This is a genomic window from Rhodoferax sp. SPJ21 (assembly GCF_058216335.1).
In genome coordinates this window covers 305,670-329,190 of the sequence record NZ_JBYZMO010000003.1, presented here as the reverse complement: position 1 = coordinate 329,190, position 23,521 = coordinate 305,670, and the positions used below count along the sequence as shown (strand labels likewise).

Below are 23,521 nucleotides of genomic sequence, written 5' to 3'. Positions count from 1 at the left end.
GCGTGGCGTTAAGCGTTTTCGGGCTTTTTGTGGCCGGGGCCGGCAACGGGGGCGGTGAATTCCAGCCCCACCGTGGCCAGCTCCTGCGGGCTCAGGTGCACGGTGCCGTCTTCCACCTTGACGCTGAACTTGGGCGTGCAGCCTTCATCGGGCGACGCGGCCTGGCCGTCGCACAGGCCGATGTTCCAGTTGTGCAGCGGGCAGGCCACGCTGGTGCCGAACACGATGCCTTGGCTCAGCGGGCCGCCTTTGTGCGGGCAGCGGTCGAGCAGGGCGAAGACTTCGTTTTGGCTATTGCGGAACACTGCCACGTCCATGCCCTGGGCGCGGGTCACGCGGCGCGAGCCCAGAACCGGGATGTCTTCCACTTTGCAGATGACTTTCCATTCACTCATTTTGCTATTCCTTTTGTAGCTGCTTGCGCAGGTATTACCTGCGCTAGGGGCATTATTTTTATAAATTTAGGCGGCGATCGTGGCGACCGGCGTGAACTGGCGGGTGTCCACTTGCGCGTCCTGGAAGTCGAACCAGGGGTCGGGCTCGCCGTCCAGCGCGAACTGCAGCTCTTCGTTCAAGGCCTTGCGGCCTTCAGCGTCTTCCAGGATCTTTTTCTTCACGTAATCCAGGCCGACGCGGGCCACATAGTGCACGGTGCGTTCCAGATACCAGCCTTCCTTGCGGTAGAGCTGCATGAAGGCACCGGTGTACTCCAGCACTTCTTCCGAGGTCTTGAGCTTGACGAAGAAGTGCGCCACTTCGGTTTTGATACCACCGTTGCCGGCGATGTACATCTCCCAGCCGCTGTCCACACCAATGATGCCCACGTCCTTGATGCCGGCTTCGGCGCAGTTGCGCGGGCAGCCCGACACGGCGTACTTGACCTTGTGCGGGGCGTACATGCGCCAATGGGCGCGCTCCAGGTCTTTGCCCATCTGGGTGCTGTCCTGCGTGCCCATGCGGCACCATTCAGAGCCCACGCAGGTCTTCACCGTGCGCAGGGCCTTGGCGTAGGCATGGCCGCTGGGCATGCCGATGTCTTTCCAGATGCCGACCAAATCCTCTTTCTTCACGCCCAGCAAGTCGATGCGCTGGCCGCCGGTGACCTTGATGGTGGGCACCTTGTATTTGTCGGCCGCGTCGGCAATGCGACGCAGCTCGTCGGCGGTAGTTTCGCCGCCCCACATGCGCGGGATGACGGAGTAGGTGCCGTCCTTCTGGATGTTGGCGTGGCTGCGTTCGTTGATGAAGCGGCTTTGCGGGTCGTCCTTGGCTTGCTTGGGCCAGCTGGAGATCAGGTAGTAGTTCAGCGCAGGGCGGCAGCTGGAGCAACCGTTGGGTGTCTTCCAGCCCATGCCACGCTGTACTTCGGCAATGGTCAGGAATTTCTCTTTGAAGATGGCGTCGCGCACGGCTTGGTGGCCATGGTCGGTACAGCCGCACATGGCCTTGGTCTTGGGCGTGGCCGAGTAGTCGCCGCCGGCGGTGAACATCAGAATTTGCTCGACTAGGCCGGTGCACGAGCCGCACGACGCGCTGGCCTTGGTGTGCTTCTTCACTTCTTCCAGGGTGAACAGGCCTTTTTCGCGGATGGCCTTGCAGATCGTGCCCTTGTTCACGCCGTTGCAGCCGCAGACTTCGGCGCTGTCGGGCATGGTGGCGGCCTTGTTGTGGCCCTCGTGGCCGGTGTCGCCCAGGTGGCTTTCGCCGAACATCAGCTTGTCGCGGATGTCGGCCACGCTGCGGCCGTCGCGCAGCAGCTTGAAGTAGAAGCTGCCGTCGGCCGTGTCGCCATACAGGCAGGCGCCGACCAGCTTGTCGTCTTGCAGCACCAGCTTTTTGTAGACGCCGCCAAACGGGTCGCTCATGATGATTTCTTCGGTGCCTTCGCCGCCGGTGAAGTTGCCGGCGCTGAACAGGTCGATGCCGGTAACCTTCAGCTTGGTGGAGGTCAGCGAGCCCATGTAGCGGCCGATGCCGAACTCGGCCAGGTGGTTGGCCGCCACCTTGGCCTGTTCGAACAGCGGTGCCACCAAGCCATAGGCTATGCCACGGTGGGCCGCGCATTCGCCCACCGAGTAAATGCGGCCATCGGTCACGGTCTGCATGGTGTCGGTGACCACGATGCCGCGGTCCACGTGCAGGCGCATCTTGGTCGCCAGGTCGGTGTTGGGGCGGATGCCTACGGCCATCACCACCAGGTCGGCGGCGACCTGGGTGCCATCCTTGAATTTGATGGCGGTGACGCGCCCGTCGGGGCCACCCACCAGCTCTTGCGTCTGCGCGCCGATGCGGAACTGCAGGCCACGGTCTTCCAGCGACTTTTGCAGCAGCTTGCCCGCGACGCTGTCCAGCTGGCGTTCCATCAGCCAGTCGTTGACGTGCACCACGGTGACCGTCATGCCGCGCAGCATCAGGCCGTTGGCCGCTTCCAGGCCCAGCAGGCCGCCGCCGATGACCACCGCGTTCTTGTATTTGGTGGCGGTGTCGATCATCTCGTTGGTGTCGGCAATGTCACGGTAGGCGATCACGCCTTTCAGGTCCTTGCCGGGGATGGGCAGGATGAAAGGGTTGGAGCCGGTGCACATCAGCAGGCGGTCGTATTCGGCCTCGGTGACGTTGCCATCGGCATCCACGGCGCGCACGATGCGCTTGACGCGGTCTACCTCAGTGACCTTCTTGCCGGCATGCAGGGTGATGTTGTTTTCGGCGTACCACTCCCAGGAGTTCAGCACGATCTCGTCCAACGTCTGCTCGCCGGCCAGCACGGGCGACAGCAGGATGCGGTTGTAGTTGGGGTGGGGCTCCGCGCCGAAGACGGTGATGTCGTACAGATCGGGGGCGACCTTGAGCAGTTCTTCAATGGTGCGTACACCGGCCATGCCGTTGCCGACCATCACCAATTTAGATTTTTTCATTCGAGCGACTCCAAAGGTTGCGAAAAAATGTGGGCCCACGGTAGAGCGCACAAAGTTCATGGCGCGCAGCAAACAGGGGCGGTGAAGCAAGGGGGTCAGGTGTGGTGCCGAGGTCTTCAAACAGAACTTGGGTGAGCGCGCGAACGCAGTCACTGCCAGGATTCATGCCTGGGACTTACACCATTACGCACGGCGTTGTACGTAAAACCCGCCGGATGGACGGGAAAGGGCGCGTCGTTACGCCCGCAATTTCTAATGCAAAAGCTGTGCCATCCGGTGGAATATGGGTTTACCCTATGGGCTTGTGGCGTCCCGGAGGGGCGCAGCCTCTGAAAAAGCGATTGATTTTTATGACATCTGCATTGGTACATCTCAACGCGCCCCAGGGAGCGCACACCCTGCTGGCCGACCTGGAGGCGGTGGGCATCCGCCTGCTGGCGCCGCCGGTGGAGCGCAGCAAATTGGTGCAAGAGGCGGTGCTGCATGCACCAGATGTGTTTGTGATGTACGACCCGCTGCCCGATGACAGCCTGTTCAAGGCTTTGCAGGCCCTGCTGGAGACCGCGCCTTGTCCGGTGGTGCTGTTCACCAACGACAACGACGCCGACCGCCTGGACCTGGCCCTGGCCTGCGGCGTGCAGGCCTATGTGGTGAATGGCTACGGCCAGCACCGCTTGCGTCCGCTGGTGCAGTTGGCCCAGGCGGTATTCAAGCGCGACCAGGCGTTGCGCGACGAGTTGCAGGACCTGCGCAACCGCCTGGACGAACGCAAGATCGTGGAGCGGGCCAAGGGGGTGCTGATGCATGCGCGCCAGGTGTCCGATGACGACGCCTTCCAGATGCTGCGTACCGCCTCCATGCACACCAACCAGCGCCTGGGCCAGGTGTCGCAGCACATCGTGCATTCGGCGCGCTTTGCCGAGGGCGTGAACCGCGCCGGCCAGCTGCGCATGCTGTCCCAGCGCCTGGTCAAGCTGTACCTGCTGCAGCTGGCCGGCGTGCGGCCCGCGCAATTCGCCGAGGCACAGCTGCAGTCGGCCCAGCGCATCGACGGAAATATGGCCTTTCTGGGCAAAAGTCTTTCGCAGCCCACCTTTGGCGACCTGCTGGCGCAGGTGGGGCAGAGCTGGCGCCAGCTCAAATCCGGTCTGCACGCCGAGCAGCGCGCCAGCCAGATGCTGCAGGTAGATGGCCAGGCGGAGCAACTGTTGCTGCATGCCGAGCGGCTTACCGGTGTGCTGGAAAGCGCGGGTGCCGTGGCGCCGCTGCATGTATTGAACGTGGCGGGGCGCCAGCGCATGCTGTCCCAGCGCTTCGCCAAGCTGGCCTTGCTGGCCATGCTGGGTGACCGCGCCACCCAGCAACGCGCCCAGGCCGGTATGGCGGAAGCCTGTGACACCTTCGAGCGGGCCCTGAACTATCTGAACGACATTCCACTCAGCAGCCCAGAAATCCGCGCCAAGCTGGTGACGGCGGGCGAGCAATGGCGGCAGCTGCAGGCCGGCGCAGCCGATATGCCGCGCGGCCTGGAGGCTGTGGCCCTGGCCAGCGAGGGCCTGCTGGATGTGTTTGAAGGCCTGAGTGACCTGTACGAGCACAGCATGCAGATGTTGATGGGGTAAAAGTAAAAGTGCTCGCCCCCAGGCTTGCTCGCTTCGCGTAGCCTCCAACCCCCTTGCAGGGGGCGATACCAATGGCCCGGCAAAGCCGGTTCCATGGTATCCCTGGGGGCGTGCGTTCTGGCGTTGAAGCGCCAGTGAATAGTTGTCTAGGGTTAGTCCTCGCACAAAATGCACCAAATTGGGAATGAAACTTGCATCATTGGTGCATGGCATTTGATATCGACATAGGTTTTACGTCTCTGGCCGGCACCAAGCCGGTGAATGAGGATTTCTGCGCGGCCATGCTGCCGGAGGCACACCAGCTGGGCATGGGCTCCATCGTGGCGCTGGCCGATGGCGTGAGCGCCGGCGGCATGGGCAAGGAGGCGGCGCAGACCACGGTGACCAGCTTGGTGCGCGACTACTACGCCACGCCCGAAACCTGGGATACCACGGTGGCGCTGGACCGCATTATTGGTGCGCAAAACGCCTGGCTGGCCGGCATCAACCGCCGCCGCAAGCCGGCCATGGGTCTGACCACGCTGACCGCTGTGGTGCTGCGCGGGCAGTCTTACACCGTGGCGCATGTGGGCGACTCGCGCGCCTATCTGCTGCGCGATGGCGTGTTCACCCAGCTCAGCCACGACCACGTGGCCGACCACCCCGATCTGCAGCACCAGCTGCTGCGCGCGGTAGGCATAGACGAGCGCTTGCTGGTGGACTATTTGCAGGGCGACCTGCAGGTGGGTGACGTGTTTGTGCTGTTGACCGATGGCGTGCACGGCGTGCTGGCCGATCCGCAGTTGCAGGCATTGGCCGAGGCCGACAGCGCCAAGCATGCCGCCGAGAACCTGGTCCAAGCCGCCCTGCAACGCGGCAGCCGCGACAACCTGACAGCCATGGTGGTGCGCGTGCTGGGCCTGCTGGACGCCACGCTGGAAGACGAAAACCGCGCAGCGCGTGCGCTGCCCATTCCCGGGCTGTTCCGCGTAGGAGACATGCTGGATGGCTTGGTTGTCACCGCCATGGTGGCAGATAACGGCATCAACGTGGTGGTACAGGTGCGCGAGCCGACAACCCAAGCCTTGTACGCCTTGAAAACCCTGCACCCCAGCCGGGCCCACGACCCTCAAGAGCGCGCCATGCTGGCCCACGAAGCCTGGTTGGCTAAGCGCATGCTGTCGGGCCGCGCAGCGGATCACCTGGTGGCGCTGCATGCCACGTTCCCGACCAATAGCGCAAGCGGCCAGCCGGCCAGCGCCTTCTACCTGCTGTACGACTGGCACAGCGGCGAAACCCTGCAGCAGATGCTGGACCGGCAGCACAAGTTCGGCGTGCACCAGGCCGTCAGCGCGGCGCGCCAGGTGGCCCAGGCGCTGGGCTGGCTGCACCGGCAAAACGTCATCCACCGCGATATCAAGCCGGCGAACCTGCACCAGGGCGAGGACGGCGTGCTGCGTCTGCTGGACCTGGGCGTGGCGCTGAGCGGCCGCGAGCCCGAGGCTATGCGCAAGCTGCACGCGGGCACGCCCAGCTACATCAACCCCGAGCAATGGGGCTTCAGCCTGCTGGGCAGCGATGCACCGGAAGAGCTGCCCAACCCGCAGAGCGATTTGTTCGCACTGGGCGTAACCCTGTACCAACTGCTGACGCATAAGTTGCCCTATGGCGATGTGCTGCCCTACCAGGTAGGACGCTACTACCGTGAGCCCACGGCCCCCAGCCGCCACAACCCCGAGGTCCCCATCTGGCTGGACCACGTGGTGCTCAAAGCCGTGGCCCGCGACCAGCGCCAGCGCTTTGAGACCGGCGAGGAATTCCTGCTGGCCCTGGAGCGCGGCGCCTCGCGGCCCCTGACGGCGCCGGCCCCTTCACCACGGCTGCGGCGCGACCCCACTGCCATGTGGAAGCTGGGCCTGCTGGTGTCGGTGCTGTTCAACCTGTTGCTGGTGTACTGGTTGCTGTTTTTGCCGAAGTAGGCGCGTAAATTTCTAAAAAATAAGCTGCTGGCGCAGGTTATGCCTGCGCTCATAGCTATAAATTACATAGCGTGAAGTATTCACGCGCTACGTGCGCGGCCTCCCTTTTCTGCCCAGGTACGCGTCCAGCGGATTTGCATCACGCGCAGCAGCACCAGCATGGCGGCGGCGCAGGCTGCGAAGCCTACAAAGCCCCAGATATAGCTGCCTGCATGCTGCTTGCTCAGGCCCATGGCGTTGGGGATCAGGCCGCCGCCCAGGGCGCCGATCTCACCGATCATGGAGCCGGCGACTGCCGTGGACAGGGGCCAACGCAGCGGTACCAGCTGGAACAGCGCGCCGTTGCCCGCGCCCAGGGCCGCAAAGCACACCAGGAACAGCAGCACGGTGATGGTCAGGGAGTTTTCTGCCAAGCCACACAGCACCAGTGTGGCGCTGACCACCAACAGCACGCCGGTCAGGGTGTTTACGCCGCCCCAGTGGTCTGAGATCCAGCCGCCAAATACCCGCAGCGCCGCGCCCATGAAGGCGGCCAGCATGGTCAGTTGGCCGGCTTGCACCTTGCTCACGCCGAACTGGTCGTAGAAGTAGCTGGGCAAAAAGGTGGTCAGGCCGATGAAGCCGCCGAAGGTCACGGCGTAGATCAGGCTAAAGGCCCAGCCGTCCTTCTCGAACAGGCAGGCGATGTGCTCCTTGAAGCTGGCGTGCTTGTCCAGGTCTGGCGGCTCCTTGGCGAACAGCACCATCACCGCCATGGGCAGCAGGATGCCAATGGCGGCAAAGCCGTACACGGTTTGCCAGCCAAAGGCCTGGGCCAGCGGCGGTGCCAGCAGGGCAGATACCGCTGTGCCCACATTGCCTGCGCCCACGATGCCCATGGCCAGGCCCTTGTAGCGCGGTGGGAATGAACCCGAACCCAGCGACAGCGCCACGCCGAAGCTGGCCCCGGCAATACCCAGCAGCACGCCCATGGCCAGCAGCTCGTTGAAAGACTGCACGTAGAAGTAGCCGAACAGCATGGCGATGGCGATGCCGCCCATCTCCACCAGCGTGGCGTTCTTGCGGCCTATGTACTGGGCCAGTATGCCCAGTGGGAAGCGCATCAGCGCGCCGGCAAAGATGGGGATGGACAGCATCACGCCTTTTTCGGCGGGCGACAGCTTGTAGGCCTCGGTGATGAAGGGCGCCATGGTGCCGTTCAGCACCCAGATCGCGCAGGAGAACGCGAAGTAGAAGAACGCTGCCCCCAGGGTAGGTGCGTGGCCGGCTTTCAGGAAACTGCGGAAATAGCTTGGCTGTGTCGCCATGGTCAAGGTCCTCTAGGTTTTGCATGCCCGCTGCGTGGTAGCAGGGGTGGTCGTCGCGCACGCAAACGTGCGCTGACAGTGCTGCAAAGATACGGTTATGGAAATGAAACCCGCCAACAGAAACCACACGGCCTGCGCCGTGCCTGGTCTTGCGGAGGGCAATACCCTGTGCACACTTCGTTGTACGCACAGCCTGCCCGGGGGAGCAGGAATGGGCGCGCCGTTACGCCCGCACAAAAACATGCAAAACTTGTGCCACGCTGATGCGACACATTGGTGCAGAAAGGGCAGCGGGCAGGTGCGCAGCCTGCTGACACCACGTTGTCAGCAGCAGGTCTGCACCATATGGTTCTCTTTAACTGAACCCCGAAAGGATGCATCCCATGTCTACTCCCAACGCCATCAGCTGGTTTGAAATCCCGGTCAAGAACATCGACCAGGCCCAGCGCTTTTATGAAACCGTGCTGGGCAAGAGCCTGCACCGCGAGGTCTTCCCCATGGGCGGGCAGGACTACACGCTGGCCATCTTCGCTGCGCCAGACGAGGGCGTGAAAGGCTGTCTGCAAAGCGGCGCCGATACGCCCGAGCCTTCGACCCAGGGCACGCTGGTGTACCTGGACTGCTCGCCCAGCATTGACGCGGCCCTGGCGCGGGCACAAAGCCTGGACGCCCAACTGCTCAAACCCAAAACCGCCTTGCCGCCCGGCATGGGCTTCATCGCCCACCTGCGCGACCCCGACGGCAACCGCGTCGGCCTGCACTCCCTGGCCTGAGGACGCGGCCATGGCACGCAAGAACTGGATTGCCGTGGCCAGCGCGGTCCATGCGCGGCGTGGCTGCAGCGTGGAGGCGGGCGGCGTGGGCTATATGCAGGTCTGCCACGGCAAAGCCTTGCCGCTCAAACGCGTGCAGGCCGGCGACCGCGTGGCCTACTACGCGCCCACCGTCACCATGGGCGGCAAGGATCGGCTGCAGCGCTTTGTGTCGATTGGCATCGTGCAGCCGGGTGGGCCTTATGCCTTTGACATGGGCGGTGGCTTTGTGCCGTTCCGCCGGGACGTGGCCTATGTACCGGCGCAAGAGGCGTCCATCTTGCCGCTGGTGCCGCAGTTCGAATTTGTCGAGTCGCCCAGCAGCTGGGGCTACAAGTTCCGCTTCGGTCTGTTCGACGTTAGCGAGCACGATATGCGCCTGATTGCGCAGGCCATGTGTGCTGATCTGGCGGCCTTGCAGTTTCAAGCGATTCAGCCTTCTGGTGCAGACAGAATCTGCGCAGATAGCTATATATTAGATAGCGCCTCGCACAGAGGTTTGCAGCTTTCATTCCCGGATATCTGACCATGACCTTGATCCCGCCGCCGCGCCTGGTGCGCCTAGACACAGCCCGGCTACTGGCCGGCATCACCACGCGCACCAGCAACCTGGAAGAGATGAACCCGCTTACCGGCAAGATTCCAGCCCTGTGGGGCCGCTTCTTTGCCGAGCAGGTGGCGCAGTCTGTGCCCGGCTACACCCCGCAGGCGGCGCTGTACGGTGCCTACAGCGGCTATGCCTCGGACGTGAATGGCGCCTACGACCTGACTGCTGCCGTGCAGGCACAAGAGGTGCCCGAGGGCCTGCACAGCCTGGAGATTCCGGCCGGCGCCTACATGGTGTTCGAAGGGCAGGGCGCCATGCCGCAGACCGTGCTGGCCCTGTGGGCGGCGGTGTGGCAGTATTTTGAAAATGCGCCCGCCCATCCGCGCCGCTACGCCGTGGACTTTGAGGAATACACCGGCGAGGGCCGCATCGCCGTCTACATCGGTGTGACGGTAGCCGGCAGCGTGGCAGACTAATCTGCTGCATTTTTCATAGCTGCTAGCGCAGGTATCTCCTGCGCTAGCAGCCTAAAAAGCTTAAAACTTCTAACATGCCATGCGCCGTGCCGACCGCCTGTTCCAGCTCGTCCAGCTGATCCGTGGGCGGCGCTTGTCCACCGCCACCTTTCTGGCCGAGCGGCTGGAGGTGTCCGAGCGCACGGTGTACCGCGACGTGGCCGATCTGCAGCGCCAGGGCGTGCCCATCGAGGGCGAGGCGGGCATGGGTTACCGCTTTGGCGCGGGCTTCGAGCTGCCGCCGCTGATGTTCAGCCAGGACGAGGCCAAGGCCCTGGTGGCGGCGGTGCGCTTGTCCCAGCCCTGGCTGGACGCTCCCTTGGCCCTGGCCGCTGAGGACGCGTTGGGCAAGATGCTGTCCATCCTGCCGCCGGCCGCGCGGGTCGCCGCCGAGAGCCTGGCGGTGTATGCGCCGCCCGCCAGCTACAACGGGCTGACCGCACCGGTGCGCGCCCACCTGCAGCTGCTGCGCGAATCCATAGGCCAGCGCCGCAAGCTGCAGATGGACTACAGCGATGTGAAAGACGCCCAGAGCCAGCGCACCGTGCACCCCCTGGGCTGCTTTTACTGGGGCCGGGTGTGGACTCTGGTGGCCTGGTGCGAGGCCCGCGACGACTTCCGCAGCTTCCGCGTGGACCGTATCCGCAGCCTGGAGGTGCTGGACGCTTCATTCCGTTCCGAGTCTGGGCGCACGTTGGCCGATTTTTTGCGCAAGGTGGCCTGTTAGTTCTCCAGTACAGTCCATACGTAAAAATTTGTAAGCGCGTCAGGCGATAGGAATGGTATGGTGGCGGGCATCAAATCCGCAGTTCCAGTAGCCTGGAACTGGCAGAATCAGCGAGCGACTGGAGATATTTCGGATGTATTTGAAGGCCTTTCAATGGCGCTCGCTCAAAACCAGAGTGACTCTGAGCACCTTGGCCATTTTTTTGCTGGGCATATGGTCGTTGGCGTTCTACGCCAGCCGCGTGCTGCGAGATGAAATGCAGCTGCTGCTGGGCGAACACCAGGTCACCACCACCCAGGCGCTGGCGTCCGATCTCAGCAACAGCGTGAAGCAACGCTTCCAGGCGCTGGTGAATCTTTCGGTCGAAGTGCCGCCCGAAGCGCTGGGATCCAAGCCGCTGCTGCAGTCCTGGGTCGGCCAGCGGCCCATCACCCGCAACTTGTTCAATGCCGGCTTTATCACTTACCGCCACGACGGCACCGTGGTGGATACGGATAAACGCCTGGCCGACCGCATGGGCAGCAACGGGCTGGACGACGATGCGGTGGCCACCGCCATGCGTGAAGGTGCGGCCACCGTGGGCCGCCCTTTCTGGGATTCCAAGCTGCAGGCCTGGATCATGTCGATGGTGATACCGGTCCGAGGCCCCAAAGGTGGGGTGGTGGGCGCCATTGCTGGATGGACCAACCTGGTTGAACCCAACTTTCTGGACCAGGTGACGGGCCAGCGCCACCCGCGTACCGGCAGCTATATCCTGATTACGACCAAATACCGGCAGGTGGTGGCAGCCACCGACAAAGCTCTGGTGTCGCAAGTATTGCCGGCTGCCGGGGTGGATGCGTCGATAGACCGGCTCTTCGAGGCCGATGGCAGTTATGGCCTGTCTTTGGATCGCAAGGGGCAGGAGGTGATGTCTACCAGCATGAAGATTGGGGCTGCGGGTTGGACCCTGTCGTCCGTTCTGCCCGCAGACGAGGCCTTTGCGCCGATCTATGCCATGCAAAGACGCATGTTGCTGGCGGCGGTGCTGTTGAGCTTGTTGGCCAGTGGGCTGACCTGGTGGATGCTGCGCCGCCAGTTCGCCCCCATGCTGGTGGCGGTACGCACCCTGGCCGATGTGTCGGATAAAGGGTCGGCGCTGCGCCCGCTGGTGGTACCCAACCAGGACGAAGTGGGCGCTCTGATCGGCGGCTTCAACCGCCTGCTGCAGACCCTGGGCCAGCGTGAGCAAGCTTTGCGCGACAGCGAGGCCCGTTACCGCACCATCGTGGAACGCTCGCCTGAGGCGGTGGTGGTGCAGGCTGGCGGAGTCATCATTTACGCCAACCCCGCCGCGCTGGACTTGCTGGGGGCGGCGTCGGCCGATGCCTTGCTGGGCACGCGTATGGACGACAGGGTGCACCCGGACTCCAAGGAGCTGGCCCACCAGCGTTTGCGCCATGTGCTGGAAACCGGTGGCAACGTGGGGCCGGCGCGCATGCGCTTTTTCCGGCTGGATGGCCGCGAGGTGGAGGTGGAGGCGCAGGCAACCTCCATCGTGTTTGACGGCGTGGACGCCATCCACACGGTGCTGCACGACCTGACCCAGCGCAAGCTGGCAGACGAGGAGCAGCGCATCGCCGCCACGGCCTTCGAGTCGCAGCAGGGCATGCTGGTCGCCGATGGCGACTGGAATATTTTGCGGGTGAACCGGGCTTTTACCGATATAACCGGCTACACCGCTGAGGACGTGGTGGGCCATACGCCTCTGGAGCTGCTGCGCTCGGACCACCACAGCCAGGAATACTTCGACAACATCACCGAAGTGGTTGCCAGCAAAGGAACCTGGCAGGGAGAAATATGGGACCGCCGCAAGAACGGTGAAGTGTTCCCGCAGTGGGTGTCGGTGACGGCGGTGAGGAATGCTGCCGGGCAGATCACCCACTACGTGGACACCATGACCGACATCACCGAGCGCAAGCTGGCCGAGGAGCAAATCCAGAACCTGGCCTTCTACGACCCGCTCACCCAGCTGCCCAACCGGCGCTTGCTGATGGACCGCCTGGCCCACGCCATGGCCCAATGGTCGCGCCACCAGCGTCTGGGTGCACTGCTGTTTGTCGATCTGGACAACTTCAAGATACTGAACGACACCTTTGGCCACCACAAGGGCGACCTGTTGTTGCAAGCCGTGGCTGCGCGCCTGAGCACCTGCATACGCAAGGGCGACACGGTAGCCCGACTGGGGGGCGACGAGTTCGTGGTCATGCTGGAAGACCTGGGCGGTGACCCGTTGGAAGCGGCCACCATGGCCGAGACGGTTGGCGAGAAAATGCTGGCCGCCCTGAACCAGGGCTATATGCTGGGCGAGCAAGCCCACCACAGCACGCCCAGCATCGGCATCACTCTGTTCGGCGAGCCACACGAGGGCATAGAGGAGCCGCTGAAGCGGGCCGATATGGCCATGTACCAGGCCAAGGCAGCGGGGCGCAACACGCTGCGCTTCTTCGACCCGCAAATGCAGTCCGTGGTCTCGGCCCGCGCCGAGCTGGAGGCCGGCATGCGCGAAGCCCTGGTGCGTCAGGAGTTTCTGCTGTACTACCAGGCCCAGGTGGTGGGCCGGGGTGAACTGATCGGTGTGGAGGCCCTGGTGCGCTGGAACAACCCGCAGCGCGGCATGGTGTCGCCGGCCGAATTCATCCCGCTGGCCGAGGACACCGGCCTGATCCTGCCGCTGGGCCTGTGGGTGCTGGAGACGGCCTGCACCCAGCTGGCGCTGTGGGCGCAGCAGCCTGACCTGGCGCACCTGACGGTGGCCGTCAACGTCAGCCCGCGCCAGTTCTACCAGAGCAACTTTGTGGACCAGGTGCTGGATGTGTTGCGGCGTACGGGCGCACCGCCGAAGCTGCTGAAGCTGGAGCTGACCGAAGGCCTGCTGGTGTCGAATGTAGAAGACGTGATCGCCAAGATGGAAGCCTTGCAGGCGGAGGGTGTGGGCTTCTCGCTGGACGACTTCGGTACCGGCTATTCCTCGCTGTCGCACCTGAAGCGCCTGCCGCTGGACCAGCTGAAGATCGACCAGAGCTTTGTGCGAGACATCCTGACCGACCCGAACGACGCGGCCATCGCCAATATGGTCATCGTGCTGGGCAACAGCCTGGGTTTGGCGGTGATTGCCGAGGGCGTGGAAACCGAGGCCCAACGTGAGGTGCTGGCCGCCCAGGGCTGCCATGCCTACCAGGGCTATCTGTTCAGTCGGCCGCTGCCGCTGGCAGATTTTGAGGCCCAGGTGCGGCGCGGCGTCTGAGTTCGATTGCTACGCTATTTGTAGCTTTCCGTGCAGGTGATACCTGCGCCAGCGCCTTTTTTGTCTTGTGTATTGCTAAACCCCGTTCGCCCTGAGCCTGTCGAATGGCATGCTCATAGAGCCCTTCGACAGGCTCAGGGCGAACGGTTGTGTTGGGTCGCCCGAAGCTGTGGCGTACCCGGCTCTTTGGCCTCAAGCCGTGAGTTTCTCGACGTGCGCCTGGCGGGTGTACAGAAAGTCGATCACCGCCTTGCGGTACTGCAGGTAGCGCGGGTCGTCGGCCAGTTGCACGCGGTTGCGTGGATGTGGCAGGTCCACTGCCAGCACCTCACCGATGGTGGCGCCCGGCCCATTGGTCAGCATCACGATCTTGTCGCTCAGCAGCACAGCTTCGTCCACGTCGTGGGTCACCATGACCACCGTGCTCTGGGTTTTTTGCACGATGGCCAGCAGCTCGTCCTGCAGCTTGGCGCGGGTGAGGGCGTCCAGCGCGCCGAAGGGCTCGTCCATCAGCAAGACCTTGGGCTCCATGCTCAGGGCGCGGGCAATGCCCACGCGCTGCTTCATGCCGCCGGAGATTTCGCCTGGGCGTTTTTGCGCGGCGGCGGTCAGGCCGACCAGGGCCAGAGCGGCATCGGTGCGGGCCTTGAGCTGGGCTTTGTTTTCGGCAGCGGCGCCGGTGGACTTGTCGCCCGCGCCGAAGACGCGCTCTACCGCCAGGTAGACGTTTTCAAAGCAGGTCAGCCAGGGCAGCAGCGAGTGGTTCTGGAACACCACGGCGCGCTCCGGGCCGGGGCCCTTGATCTCGCGGTTGGCGCAGATCAGCGTGCCACGGGTGGGCTCGGTCAGCCCGGCGATCAGGTTCAGCAGGGTGGACTTGCCGCAGCCAGAGTGGCCGATCAGCGCCACGAACTCACCCTTGGCAATCGTCAGGTCGATATCGCGCAGCGCCGGGAAGCTGCCCTTGGCGGTGCGGAAGGTTTGCTCCACACCCTGGATTTCGATGTACTTGGGGTTGGCATGTGCGGGGATGGATGGGTTGCTCATGATTTGACTTCCTCAAACGTAAATGCGGTGGCCAGCTTGATCAGCGCGTATTCCAGCACCAGACCGACGATGCCGATGACGAAGATGGCGATGATGATGTTCTTCACATTCAGGTTGTTCCACTCGTCCCAGACCCAGAAGCCTATGCCCACGCCGCCCGTCAGCATCTCGGCGGCCACGATCACCAGCCAGGCCGTGCCCACCGCCAGCCGCACGCCGGTCAGCATGTAGGGCAGCACCGAGGGGAACAGGATTTTGGTGACGATCTTCCACTCACTTAGGTTCAGCACCCGGGCCACGTTCATGTAGTCTTGCGGCACGCGCTGCACGCCCACCGCAGTGTTGATGACCATGGGCCAGATCGAGCAGATGAAGATGGTCCAGATGGCGGCTGGGTGTGCGCCCTTGAACACCATCAGGCCAATCGGCAGCCAGGCCAGGGGCGACACCGGGCGCAGCAGGCTGATCAGCGGGTTGAACATGCGGCTCATGAAGCTGAAGCGGCCAATCACGAAGCCGGCCGGTATGCCTACCAGCGCGGCCAGGCCAAAGCCCACGGCCACGCGCTGCAGCGAGGCCAGCACGTTCCAGCCCACGCCCTGGTCGTTCGGGCCCTTGCGGTAGAACGGGTCGCTGAACAGCACCACCGCCTGCTGGAAGGTCTCGTATGGCGAGGGGATGCTGGACGAGGTGCCGATGGACACCAGTGCCCAGATGCCTATCAACAGGCCCAGGCCCAGCACCGGTGGCAGCACCTTCAGCCACAGGCCACGCCAGTCGTAAGGCAGCTTGGGTGCTTGGTCTTTTACGGCGTTGGCGCTCGTAGTTGTTGCGGTAGTAGCTAGCATTTTGGGAGCAATCGTGGTGTCCGGTTCGTCAAACTCGACGCCGCCGGGGGAGTGGAATACAGCACTGACCATGGGGTTCTCCTAGGGCAAAAAATCTTGTCAACCAACCCAGTTTCGGTTTCCGTTCGCCCTGAGCTTCTCGAAGGGCTTCGACAGGCTCAGCCTGAACGGTTGGGGTGGGCTTAGCTTTTGTAAGAACTCAGGCGTGGATCTTGAAGCTGTCGGCGTATTTCTTCGGGTCCTTGCCGTCCCACACCGTGCCGTCCATCAGCTTGCTGCTGCGCATTGCATCCTTGGGTACCGGCGTCTTGCTGGCGGTGGCGGCCTGTTTGTAGATGTCGATCTGGTTGATCTGCTTGGCCACGGCCAGGTAGTCGGGGTGGTCTTTCAGCAGGCCCCAGCGCTTGTGCTGGGTCAGGAACCACATGCCGTCGGACAGGTAGGGGAAGTTCACCGCGCCGTCGTTGTAGAACTTCATGTAGTTCGGGTCGTCCCAGGTCTTGCCCATGCCGTCCTGGTAGCGGCCCAGAATGCGCTGGTTGATGGCGTCCACGCTGGTGTTGACGTAGCTCTTGTCGGCAATGGTCTCGGCCATCTTGTTCTTGTTGGCCAGGCCGGAGTCGATCCACTTGCCGGCCTCCAAAATCGCGGCGGTGACGGCACGCGCGGTGTTGGGGTATTTCTTGACGAACTCGGAGGTCGTGCCCAGCACCTTCTCGGGGTGGTCCTTCCAGATGTCCTGCGTGGTAGCAGCGGTCACGCCTATGCCGTCGATGATGGCGCGGTGGTTCCAGGGCTCGCCCACGCAGTAGCCGTCCATATTGCCTACGCGCATGTTCGCCACCATTTGCGGCGGCGGCACGGTGATGACCTTGGCGTCGCTCTGGGGGTTGATGCCATTGGCCGCCATCCAGTAGTACAGCCACATGGCGTGGGTGCCGGTGGGGAAGGTCTGGGCGAAGGTGTATTCCCGCTTCTCGCTGGCCATCAGCTTGGCCAGGCCGGCACCGTTGACGGCACCTTTGTCGGCCAGCTTTTTGCTCAGCGTGATGGCCTGGCCGTTGTTGTTCAGCGTCATCAGCACGGCCATGTCTTTCTTGGGGCCGCTGATGCCCAGGTGCACGCCGTAGACCAGGCCGTAGAGCACGTGGGCGAAGTCCAGCTCGCCGTTGACCAGCTTGTCGCGCACACCGGCCCAGCTGGCTTCCTTGCTGGGGACGATCTTTACGCCGTATTTTTTGTCGATGCCCAGTACCGAGGCCATCACCACGCTGGCGCAGTCGGTCAGCGGGATGAAGCCGATCTTGACTTCTTCCTTCTCGGGCTTGTCGGAGCCCTGGGCATACACCGCTGCCCGCAGCGCAGGGTTGATGCCTACAGCGCCAACTGCCGCTGTCTGCAGCACGGTGCGGCGGCTTAGTTTGGTGGTCAAAAGATCGGTCATGTGCAAGCTTCCCAAAGTGAATGTGAAAGTCGGGGCCAAAAACAAAAAAGGCGTCCTCATCGCGCCCGGGGCTGCATATGCAGCCGCCTGAACGGATGGGGACGCCTTTGTCCGAAAACTGATCGCTGCAACCCGCCATTGGATTCCAGCTGCCATGGGACCAACCTTGGTCTTAGTCTATTTAAGCAAACGCCGTGCCAGACTGTTTTCCCTTTGGACGCTATATAAAATATAGCTGCTTGCGCTGTATTTATATGCGCTACAAGCGGTTTTGTTTTGAAACTTGTTTTTGCACTGCTCTTGTGCAGTGCATCATTTCAGCAGGCCAGAGCTTCGGTCGGCGGCAGCAAAATGGTGCCCTGGGCTTGGGCCAGCAGCTTGCGCAACACGTCTTGGTGCACCGGCTTGGAAAACAGATAGCCCTGGAAGCCGTCGCAGCCCTTGGCTTGCAGCAAGTCGAACTGGGCGCGGTTTTCCACGCCCTCGGCGACCACTGATTTGCGCAGGTTTTTGCACAGGTTCACGATGGCGCAGGCAATCACGGCCAGGTCTTCGTCCTGTTCGATGCCGGTGATCAGCGAGCGGTCTATCTTGATGGTGTCCAGCGGCAGGCTGCGCAGATACGACAGCGACGAATAGCCGGTGCCGAAGTCGTCCATGGCCAGGCGCACGCCCAGGGCCTTGAGCTCGTTCAGCAGCACCACGGCACGCTCCATATCGTGCAGGAACACGCTTTCGGTGATCTCCAGTTCGACCCGCTGCGGCTCCAGGCCGCTGGCTTGCAGCAGATTGCGGATGCGCGCCACCAGGTCGTTGGACAGAAACAGCTTGGCCGAGAGGTTCACCGCCACCGACAGCTGGCGGCCTTGTACCGGCGCCCAGCTGCAGGCATCGGCAAAGGCCTGGCGCAGGATAGTGTCGGTCAGCGCGCCTATCAGGCCGGTCTCTTCGGCGATCGGGATGAAGCGGTCTGGGCCCACCGTGCCTATGCGCGCGCTGTGCCAGCGGGCCAGCGCTTCCAGGCCGGTGATGCGGCCCTGCGCATCCACCTTGGGCTGGTAGGCCACGGTGAACTCGTTTTGCTCCAGCCCGACGCGCATGGCGGTGCCCAGGTTCAGGCGTTCGTCGGCCACCTGGTTGAGTTCGGGGGTGAAGAAATGGAAGTTGTTGCGCCCGCGCTCCTTGGCCGCATACATGGCTACATCGGCGTGCTTGAGTAGGGTTTGCGCGTCCTTGCCGTCTTGCGGGTACAGCGCCACGCCCATGCTGGCGCCCATCTGGAATGCGCGGCCTTGCAGGTGCACCGGCTGGTTGATTTGGCCCAGCAGGCGCTGCAGGTGCGAGATGACCGAGTGGGCCTGCACATGCTCGTTCAGCAGCAGCACGAACTCGTCGCCGCTTTGTCGCGCCACCGTGTCCGAGGCGCGCATGCAGGCGCGGATGCGCTGCGCAATTTCCACCAGCAGCTGGTCTCCTGCGTCGTGGCCCAGGCTGTCGTTGATAAGTTTGAAGTGGTCCAGGTCGATGAACACCACGGCCAGAAAATGCCCCAGGCGCTCGGCGTGGGAGATGGCGGGCGCGATGCGGTCGCGCAGCAGGTTGCGGTTGGCCAGGCCGGTCAGCGTGTCGTAGTTGGCCTGGTATTCAAGTTGTTCCAGCTGCTGTTTGCGCTCCGAAATATCCTGCACCGTGCCTTCGAAGCAGACGAAGGCGCCTTGTTTGTCGTACACGCTGCGCGCGTTCTCGGAAATCCAGATCTTGCTGCCGTCGCGCCGGTACACCTCGGACTCGAAGTTGCTGACCTCACCGTGCGCGGCCATCAGCCGGGCGAAGCGCTCGCGCCGGTGTGGCTGCACATACAGACGGCGGTCGATGTCGGACAGGTCGGCGATCAGCTCCTGCGGCGTGGCATAGCCGTAGAGCAGGGCCAGCGCCGGGTTGGCGGCGATGTAGCGCCCGTCCAGCGTGGTCTGGAAGATGCCTTCGCGTGCGTGTTCAAAGATTTGCCGGTAGCGCAGCTCGGCATGTGCCAGGGCCTCCAGCGTCAGGTGCACATCGGTCACGTCTTCGATGAAACCTTCCAGCACCAGCTGATCGGCCTCGTCCGTGACCTGTATGCCTTGCTCTTTCACCTTGCGGACCTCTCCACTGCGCGTGGTGATGCTGTAGTACACGGTGAAGCGCTGGCCCTGGGCGATGGCGGCGCCGATTTCCTGGCGTACCCGGGCGCGGTCGTCAGGGTGGGTTATGGCTTCCCAGGAGATGCGTTGTGGGTCCAGCAGCTCGTGCGCGCTGTAGCCACACAGGCGCGTACAGCCCTGGCTGACGAAGCGCATGGTCCATCGGCCGTCTAGTAGGCAGCGGTAGGCCATGCCTTCCAGGTTGTTGACCAGTGTGTCCAGCACCCGGTGCAAATTGACGGGCTTTACGGCGTGCACGGTCGCCTGCGGGGCACGGGCAAATGGGGCTAATACGGGTTTCAAGGTGGATACGGAGTTTGCAAAACCAAGTAGTGCTCAGCCAGGCCGGCTTGTGTGTCTGGTGCGCAGACTCAGGCTCTGCAGCAAGGGGCTATTTTTGCAAGCCCTGTGCCAGCCTTGAAAATCTCTGTTGCTGCTTATTTGATAGCAGAGAAGCTATATGCAGATTGCGTCAAAGTCCTGTTTCATTCTGATACAAGTTTGCACTGAGTTGGTGCATTCTACCGGATCACCCCAGCAACTCGGCCACATCGAGTATGCGCTGGGCCACTTCCACCAGCTTCATGCTCTTGTCCATGGCGGCTTTGCGTAGCTTGTCGTAGGCTTCCGGCTCGGTGATGCCCTGGCGCTGCATGAGCAGGCCTTTGGCGCGGTCTATGATCTTTCGGTTGTGCAGCTCGGCCTTGTGCTCATCGCGCTCCACCCGGGTCACGGCCAGCTCGGTGCGCAGGGCCTGCTCGTGCTCAAAACGCGCCATGGCCACGTCCAGTATGGGGCGGATGCGGTCGGCGGATAGGCCGGCCACGATGTAAGCCGACACACCCGCCGCCACCGCATCCTTGACATGCGAGGTATCGCCGTCGTTGGTGAACATGACGATGGGCCGGGGCGCATTGCGCGTGGCCATCACCACATGCTCCAGTGCATCGCGTGCTTCGCTTTCGGCGTCCACGATGATCATGTCGGGTTGCAGCTGTGCCAGGCGCTCGGTCAGGAACACATCGGCCGGCAGGCTTGCGATGAGGTTGTAGTTGTTCTCCAGCAGGCCGATGCGCAGCGCACGCGAGCGTTCGGCTTGCAGCAAGGCATGGCTGTCCGACGGGTCCAGTATGTCCAGATCCGGGGCAATGACCACGATACGCAGGGAAGGGCTCATGGCAGAAAATACGCAAGATTTGCGCCAATAAGGTGCGTGGCGGTTGGTGAGGTGGGTCGCCTAAACTCCAGCGTTTGGTTGCTGTGCTGAAAAAGCGAGAGGTCTATTGTGCTGGTACTAGGTATTGAATCATCCTGCGATGAAACCGGGATAGCGTTGGTGCGTGCCGAGGGAGCGTCTTTGCCCGTGCTGTTGTCGCACGCCCTGCACAGCCAGATCGAGATGCACCAGGCCTATGGTGGTGTGGTGCCCGAACTGGCCAGCCGCGACCATATCCGCCGTGTGCTGCCGCTGACCCAGCAGGTGCTGGCCGAGTCGGGCCAGAGCCTGGCCGATGTGGATGTGGTGGCCTACACCCGTGGTCCGGGGCTGGCTGGCGCCTTGCTGGTGGGTGCGGGTGTGGCCTGCGCGCTGGGTGCGGCATTGGACAAACCCGTGCTGGGTGTACACCACCTGGAAGGACATCTGCTGTCGCCGTTTCTGAGCGCCGACCCGCCGGAATTCCCTTTCGTCGCGCTGCTGGTTTCTGGCGGCCATACCCAGCTGATGCGCGTGGACGGCGTGGGCCGCTACGAGATGCTGGGCGAAACCATTGACGATGCCGCAGGCGAGGCCTTTGACAAGTCCGCCAAGCTGATGGGCCTGGGCTACCCCGGTGGCCCGGCTTTGTCACGCCTGGCAGAGCAGGGCGACCCAGCAGCCTTCAAGCTGCCGCGCCCCTTGTTGCACAGCGGCAATCTGGATTTCTCGTTCGCCGGTTTGAAGACGGCGGTGATGACCCAGGCCAAGAAGCTGGGCGACGATCTGGAGTTGCGCAAGGCCGATCTGGCCGCCAGCACCCAGGCGGCGATTGTCGAGGTGTTGTGGAAAAAGTCGATAACAGCCTTGCAGCGCACCGGGCTACGTCGCCTTGTGGTTGCCGGCGGCGTGGGGGCTAACAAGGCACTGCGCACCCAGCTGAATACGGTCTGCGCCAAAGCCGGCGTGCGCGTGCACTACCCCGAGCTGCATCTGTGCACCGACAACGGCGCCATGATCGCCATGGCCGGAGCCATGCGTCTGCAGTCCGGCCTGCAGGCGGCCACGCGAACCTATGCGTTCGACGTGAAACCGCGCTGGCCTTTGGACAGTCTTTAACTGCTTTTACAGGTCTTAGTTGATTGTCAGCGTGGACACATTGCTGACGGGGGCTTTTTTGGCCAGCTTCAGCGTCAACACGCCGTTTTCTAGCTTGGCATCGCTGGCCGACACGTCGATGTCCTGCGGTAACTCGTAGGCCGCCTTGTATTTGCGCGGCGCATCAGGCAGGCTTTCCAGGCGCACCACGCTGCCTTCAATGCCGATGGACAGCTGTTCTTTGGAGATGCCAGGCACATCGAATTGCAGGGTGTAGCTGGTCTCGTCCTGGGCCACGTTATGGCTTGCTTGGGCTGCGCCGGCATGGCTTTCTTCGAGCAGGCGGTGCAGTGCGCGCAGGCTGTGTGCTGGACGTACGAAGCGGGCAGATGCGGGGATGTTGGTAGCAAAAAACATGGAGTAGCTCCTATTACACTGCGCGGCCCTCACAGCGATTGCCGCATGGACAGCATCTATGTGCATCCGGTTTTTTTTCAAGGAAATTTCGCCATGTTTAAGTTTCGTCGCCAGCTCTTGAAACTTCTGGGGGCGTCTCTATGCGCCCCTGCGCTGGTGCGGGCCCAGGGCGCCGCTGCGCCTATCAAGCTGGCCCAGATCGAGGCGCTGAGCGGCCCGCTGGGCAACGGCGGCGAAGCGGTGTTCCGCAACCTGGTATGGGCGGTGGAGCGCGTGAATGCGCGCGGCGGCGTGAAGCTGCCCGACGGCAAGCACCCGTTGCAGCTTGAGCGTTTTGATAGCAAGGGCCAGAACGAAGAGGCTTTGTCGGCGCTGCGCGCGGCCATCGACGACGGCGTGCAGATCGTCATGCAGGGCAATAACTCGGCCACGGCGGCGGTGCTGATCGACGCCATCAACAAGCACAACGAGCGCGAGCCTGGAAAGCGAGTGATCTTCCTGAACTATGCAGCGGTGGACCCCACGCTGACCAACGAGAAATGCAGCTACTGGCATTTCCGTTTCGACGCCCATACCGATATGCGCATGGCGGCGCTGATGTCGGTGTTCAAGGACGACACCGCAGTCAAGAACGTCTACATCCTGGGCCAGGACTACAGCTTTGGCCAGACGGTGGCGCGCGAGGCTAAGCGCCAACTGGCCATCCAGCGCCCCGACGTGCAGGTGGTGGGCGATGAGCTGCACCCGCTAGGTCGCATCAAGGACTTCGCACCCTATGTAGCCAAGATTAAGGCCAGTGGCGCCCAGGCCGTCATCACCGGCAACTTCGGCAATGACCTGACCTTGCTGGTGAAGTCCGCCCGCGAGCTGGGCTTTGAGGGCAAGTTCTACACTTTCTACGGTAACGCTCTTGGCGCGCCAGCCGCACTGGGTGAGGCGGGCGTGGGCAAGGTGATTGCCGTGGCTGACTGGCTGCCAAACGTGCCGGGCGTGCAGAGCGAGGCCTTTGTCAAAGCCTTTCGCCAGCGCTTTCCCAAGCCGTCGGAAGACTATCTGCACATGCGCATGCAGCTCATGGTGGAGGCCTTGGCCCAGGCGATCGAAAGGGCGGGTACTATGGATTTGATAGCTGTCGCCGCAAAGCTGGAGAGCGCCAGCGTTAGTTTGTATGGCCAAAGCGGCAGCATGCGCGCGGTGGACCACCAGTTCCAGCAAAGCCTGGCAGTAGGCATCATGGACCGGCTGGGCGCGCCGGGCGTGAAGTTCGACGTGGAGGGTTCGGGTTATGGCTTTCGCGTCATCAAGCAGATCAGCGCGGCCCAGGCTGAAATGCCCAGCAGCTGCAAGATGCAGCGCCCCGGCTAACCGGTGTAGCCTGCGCAGGCCCCGGCATTGGGCCTGCCTTTGCACTCACGCAGCAAGCGCTTGTCGCGTTCGGCCGTGCTCTCCGCCGAGCCGCGGTGGATGCGCTCTTGCGAAGATTCGCCTGATGTCTGCTTCTTTTTGGTTTTCGCAACGCTGAGAGGTGCAGTTGCTGCCAGAGTCACGGCTAGTGCATAGCAGGCGAGGGTGCGTATGGTCATGGCGGCTATATCCTGGGCAT

Annotated in this window: 19 protein-coding genes; 9 read left to right on the top strand and 10 right to left on the bottom strand. The window is 63.0% G+C overall.

What is annotated here, in order from left to right:
* Positions 1-8 precede the first annotated feature (8 nt).
* Both nirD and nirB read right to left on the bottom strand, forming a co-directional pair.
* Positions 9-395, bottom strand: coding sequence for a nitrite reductase small subunit NirD (gene nirD, locus AC4BBN_RS16840; RefSeq protein WP_490593150.1), 387 nt, complete (start codon positions 393-395; stop codon positions 9-11).
* 66 nt (positions 396-461) lie between these two features.
* Positions 462-2,915, bottom strand: coding sequence for a nitrite reductase large subunit NirB (gene nirB / locus AC4BBN_RS16835; protein WP_490593149.1), 2,454 nt, complete (start codon positions 2,913-2,915; stop codon positions 462-464).
* 350 nt (positions 2,916-3,265) lie between these two features.
* Here nirB and AC4BBN_RS16830 point away from each other — a divergent pair, with 350 nt between their 5' ends.
* Together AC4BBN_RS16830 and AC4BBN_RS16825 are read left to right on the top strand one after the other, a co-directional pair.
* Positions 3,266-4,537, top strand: coding sequence for a type IV pili methyl-accepting chemotaxis transducer N-terminal domain-containing protein (locus tag AC4BBN_RS16830; RefSeq protein WP_490593148.1), 1,272 nt, complete (start codon positions 3,266-3,268; stop codon positions 4,535-4,537).
* A gap of 206 nt (positions 4,538-4,743) precedes the next feature.
* Entirely contained in the window at positions 4,744-6,495 is a 1,752-nt protein-coding gene (locus AC4BBN_RS16825) for a bifunctional protein-serine/threonine kinase/phosphatase (RefSeq protein ID WP_490593147.1), read from the top strand.
* Between the two features lie 80 nt (positions 6,496-6,575).
* Here AC4BBN_RS16825 and AC4BBN_RS16820 read toward each other — a convergent pair whose 3' ends face one another.
* On the bottom strand, positions 6,576-7,802 hold the full coding sequence (locus AC4BBN_RS16820; RefSeq protein ID WP_490593146.1) for an MFS transporter: 1,227 nt from the start codon (positions 7,800-7,802) through the stop codon (positions 6,576-6,578).
* Between the two features lie 383 nt (positions 7,803-8,185).
* Here AC4BBN_RS16820 and AC4BBN_RS16815 point away from each other — a divergent pair, with 383 nt between their 5' ends.
* The 5 genes from AC4BBN_RS16815 (at position 8,186) to AC4BBN_RS16795 (ending at position 13,689) form a co-directional block, all read left to right on the top strand.
* Positions 8,186-8,575 carry a VOC family protein gene (locus AC4BBN_RS16815; RefSeq protein ID WP_490593145.1) on the top strand — a complete coding sequence of 130 codons (390 nt, stop codon included), beginning with the start codon at positions 8,186-8,188 and terminating at the stop codon, positions 8,573-8,575.
* A gap of 10 nt (positions 8,576-8,585) precedes the next feature.
* Positions 8,586-9,140, top strand: coding sequence for an EVE domain-containing protein (locus tag AC4BBN_RS16810; RefSeq protein ID WP_490593144.1), 555 nt, complete (start codon positions 8,586-8,588; stop codon positions 9,138-9,140).
* 2 nt (positions 9,141-9,142) lie between these two features.
* The gene (locus AC4BBN_RS16805) at positions 9,143-9,637 is read left to right on the top strand and encodes a GyrI-like domain-containing protein (protein WP_490593143.1); all 495 of its coding nucleotides are present in this window, start codon (positions 9,143-9,145) and stop codon (positions 9,635-9,637) included.
* A 79-nt stretch (positions 9,638-9,716) separates the two neighbouring features.
* Positions 9,717-10,403, top strand: coding sequence for a helix-turn-helix transcriptional regulator (locus tag AC4BBN_RS16800; protein ID WP_490593142.1), 687 nt, complete (start codon positions 9,717-9,719; stop codon positions 10,401-10,403).
* A gap of 133 nt (positions 10,404-10,536) precedes the next feature.
* Positions 10,537-13,689 (top strand): EAL domain-containing protein, encoded by a 3,153-nt coding sequence (locus AC4BBN_RS16795; protein ID WP_490593141.1) that lies wholly within the window; start codon positions 10,537-10,539, stop codon positions 13,687-13,689.
* 192 nt (positions 13,690-13,881) lie between these two features.
* Here the strand turns inward: AC4BBN_RS16795 and AC4BBN_RS16790 are convergent, their stop codons facing one another.
* The 5 genes from AC4BBN_RS16790 to AC4BBN_RS16770 all read right to left on the bottom strand — a co-directional run bounded on the left by AC4BBN_RS16790 (position 13,882) and on the right by AC4BBN_RS16770 (position 20,385).
* Complete coding sequence (locus AC4BBN_RS16790) at positions 13,882-14,736, bottom strand: ABC transporter ATP-binding protein (protein ID WP_490593140.1); 855 nt, start codon at positions 14,734-14,736, stop codon at positions 13,882-13,884.
* Positions 14,733-15,656: a nitrate ABC transporter permease gene (gene ntrB / locus AC4BBN_RS16785; RefSeq protein ID WP_490593139.1), complete on the bottom strand. Its 924-nt coding sequence runs from the start codon at positions 15,654-15,656 to the stop codon at positions 14,733-14,735. The genes AC4BBN_RS16790 and ntrB overlap by 4 nt, the downstream gene beginning before the upstream one ends.
* Positions 15,657-15,783: 127 nt before the next feature.
* Positions 15,784-17,028: a CmpA/NrtA family ABC transporter substrate-binding protein gene (locus tag AC4BBN_RS16780; RefSeq protein ID WP_490593138.1), complete on the bottom strand. Its 1,245-nt coding sequence runs from the start codon at positions 17,026-17,028 to the stop codon at positions 15,784-15,786.
* A gap of 317 nt (positions 17,029-17,345) precedes the next feature.
* Positions 17,346-19,511 carry a putative bifunctional diguanylate cyclase/phosphodiesterase gene (locus AC4BBN_RS16775; protein ID WP_490593137.1) on the bottom strand — a complete coding sequence of 722 codons (2,166 nt, stop codon included), beginning with the start codon at positions 19,509-19,511 and terminating at the stop codon, positions 17,346-17,348.
* Positions 19,512-19,737: 226 nt separating this feature from the next.
* Entirely contained in the window at positions 19,738-20,385 is a 648-nt protein-coding gene (locus tag AC4BBN_RS16770) for an ANTAR domain-containing response regulator (protein WP_490593136.1), read from the bottom strand.
* A gap of 108 nt (positions 20,386-20,493) precedes the next feature.
* Here AC4BBN_RS16770 and tsaD point away from each other — a divergent pair, with 108 nt between their 5' ends.
* Positions 20,494-21,522, top strand: coding sequence for a tRNA (adenosine(37)-N6)-threonylcarbamoyltransferase complex transferase subunit TsaD (tsaD, locus tag AC4BBN_RS16765; RefSeq protein WP_490593135.1), 1,029 nt, complete (start codon positions 20,494-20,496; stop codon positions 21,520-21,522).
* A 15-nt stretch (positions 21,523-21,537) separates the two neighbouring features.
* On the opposite strand, the gene AC4BBN_RS16760 is transcribed toward tsaD, so the two are convergent.
* Positions 21,538-21,918: an Hsp20/alpha crystallin family protein gene (locus AC4BBN_RS16760; protein WP_490593134.1), complete on the bottom strand. Its 381-nt coding sequence runs from the start codon at positions 21,916-21,918 to the stop codon at positions 21,538-21,540.
* Positions 21,919-22,011: 93 nt separating this feature from the next.
* On the opposite strand from AC4BBN_RS16760, the gene AC4BBN_RS16755 reads away from it, so the two are divergent.
* A complete protein-coding gene (locus tag AC4BBN_RS16755; RefSeq protein ID WP_490593133.1) occupies positions 22,012-23,283 on the top strand; it encodes a branched-chain amino acid ABC transporter substrate-binding protein in 1,272 nt (423 codons plus the stop codon).
* On the opposite strand, the gene AC4BBN_RS16750 is transcribed toward AC4BBN_RS16755, so the two are convergent.
* On the bottom strand, positions 23,280-23,501 hold the full coding sequence (locus tag AC4BBN_RS16750) for a hypothetical protein (protein WP_490593132.1): 222 nt from the start codon (positions 23,499-23,501) through the stop codon (positions 23,280-23,282). The two genes, AC4BBN_RS16755 and AC4BBN_RS16750, sit on opposite strands and share 4 nt — an antisense overlap.
* Between the last annotated feature and the right edge of the window lie 20 nt (positions 23,502-23,521).